Below are 1,731 nucleotides of genomic sequence, written 5' to 3'. Positions count from 1 at the left end.
GCCGGTCCGAACGTGTTCCACGGTTACCACGACCTGCCGGAGGCGACGGCTGCCGCGTTCACGGCGGACGGCTGGTTCCGTTCCGGTGACCTGGGCTACCTGGACGACGATGGCTACCTGTTCATCTCCGGCCGCATGAAGGACATGATCATCTCGGGCGGCGAGAACATCTACCCGGCCGAGATCGAACTCCTGATCGCCGACATCGACGGGGTGACCGGAGCGGTCGTCATCGGTGTGCCCGACGACCGCTGGGGCGAGGTGCCGTGGGCGATCGTGACCGTACGGGACGGGGCATCCGTCGACACCGAGAGCGTCCGCGCGCACCTCGACGGCAAGCTCGCGCGCTACAAGCTGCCGAGGAACGTCGTGGTCGTGGACGAGCTGCCGCGGACCGCATCGGGAAAAGTGCGGAAGGCGGACCTGCGCAGCCGGTTCACCGCTTCGCCGCGGCGCCGTTCGTGACGAGCGCGGCGAACTCCGCGGCCGAAGCCTCCGCCAGCTTCCGGTGCATCCACCGGTAGACCTCCGCCGATCGCGCGGCCGGCCACCTCGCGTCCATGAACTCGCGCGGCAGCCGCGGATCGGCGCGCAGCAGCGCCAGCCAGTCCGCCACGAGCATGGTCCGCGTGGTCAGGGCGCTCGGTGCCATCTCGGCCGCTGCGGGGTCGTCCCACGTCTCGATGAACGTGAGGTGCTCACGGCGGATCGCCTCGATGTCCCACGCGGCGCGGACGCTCGCACCGATCGGGAAACCCCTGAGTTCCCGCGCGTGGAAGGCGACGACCGCGTTGGCCGGAAGATCCTGCTGCAACGGCTCCAATGATCCGGCGAGGTCCACCTCGCCGGGCGCGAGCCACAACCCGTCGCGGATCGGCGCGAACCCCTCCCACGTCAGCGTCGAACGCAACCGGTGGCGTAGTGTCCGCTGACCCTCGGGAATCGAGAAGGTGACGAGCGTCCACCCCTCCCCCTGCGGATCGAAGGGGCGCGGGCCGCGGACCCGGTATGTCGCTTCCCGCAGCACCGCCACGCCGTGCTCGGTCAGCGAGAACTGGATCTCCCGGCCGCTCCGGCTCCGGGCGAGGATGTCGGTGTGCACCAGCCGGTCGAGGGTCGCACGGGTCGCCGGGGCCCCGATGCCCGCGCCCTCGAGCACGCCGATCAGGGCGCTCGCTCGGATCGGGCCCGTCGAGTCATCCACGACGTGTTCGCCGAAGAATGCGAGCAGGAGCTGCTTCGGCTGACGACTGCGCACCGACCTGCCTCCCGGCGAATCCGTCGTCCGCGCGGTCACGACGCCGGCGGCGGGGCGGCATGTCCGCGCTTGGCCCGCTGGATGTGATCGTAGACATGGGTTCGCAGCTCCGCGAAGCGACGCAGCGCCCGGGTCGTGAGCTGGTCGCGCTCCGCGGGGAGGTCGATGGCGAGGTCCTCCTGCACCCTGGTCGGCGCGTTCGACAACACGAGAACACGTTGCCCCAGGTACACCGACTCGTCGATGTCATGCGTCACGAACAGCGTCGAGATCTTGCGGTTCAGGTGCAACTCACGTACCAGGTCCTCCAGGTCCGCGCGGGTCTGCGCATCCACCGCGGCGAACGGTTCGTCCATGATCAGTACCTCGGGGTCGTACGCGATGGCCCGCGCGATCGCCACCCGCTGCTGCATGCCGCCGGAGAGCTGCCACGGGTGACTCCGCGCCGCCTGTGGCAGCCCCACCGCCTCGAG

General features: G+C 70.1%; 2 protein-coding genes and 1 pseudogene. 1 reads left to right on the top strand and 2 read right to left on the bottom strand.

Features of this window, described 5'->3' with window-relative positions:
- A pseudogene (locus tag AB0M20_RS41875) lies at positions 1-465 on the top strand (p-hydroxycinnamoyl-CoA synthetase); the annotation flags it as partial.
- Here AB0M20_RS41875 and AB0M20_RS41870 read toward each other — a convergent pair.
- Both AB0M20_RS41870 and AB0M20_RS41865 read right to left on the bottom strand, forming a co-directional pair.
- A complete protein-coding gene (locus AB0M20_RS41870) occupies positions 437-1,258 on the bottom strand; it encodes a PaaX family transcriptional regulator C-terminal domain-containing protein (protein ID WP_364306922.1) in 822 nt (273 codons plus the stop codon). The pseudogene AB0M20_RS41875 and the gene AB0M20_RS41870 overlap by 29 nt on opposite strands.
- A 35-nt stretch (positions 1,259-1,293) precedes the next feature.
- The coding region (locus tag AB0M20_RS41865) for an ATP-binding cassette domain-containing protein (protein WP_364306920.1) at positions 1,294-1,731 on the bottom strand (438 nt) is incomplete at its 5' end.

Source organism: Actinoplanes sp. NPDC051633, from assembly GCF_040681735.1.
Taxonomy (GTDB): Bacteria; Actinomycetota; Actinomycetes; order Mycobacteriales; family Micromonosporaceae; genus Actinoplanes.
The sequence above is the reverse complement of the archived record's forward strand: the minus strand, read 5'-3'. Positions and strand labels throughout refer to the sequence as shown.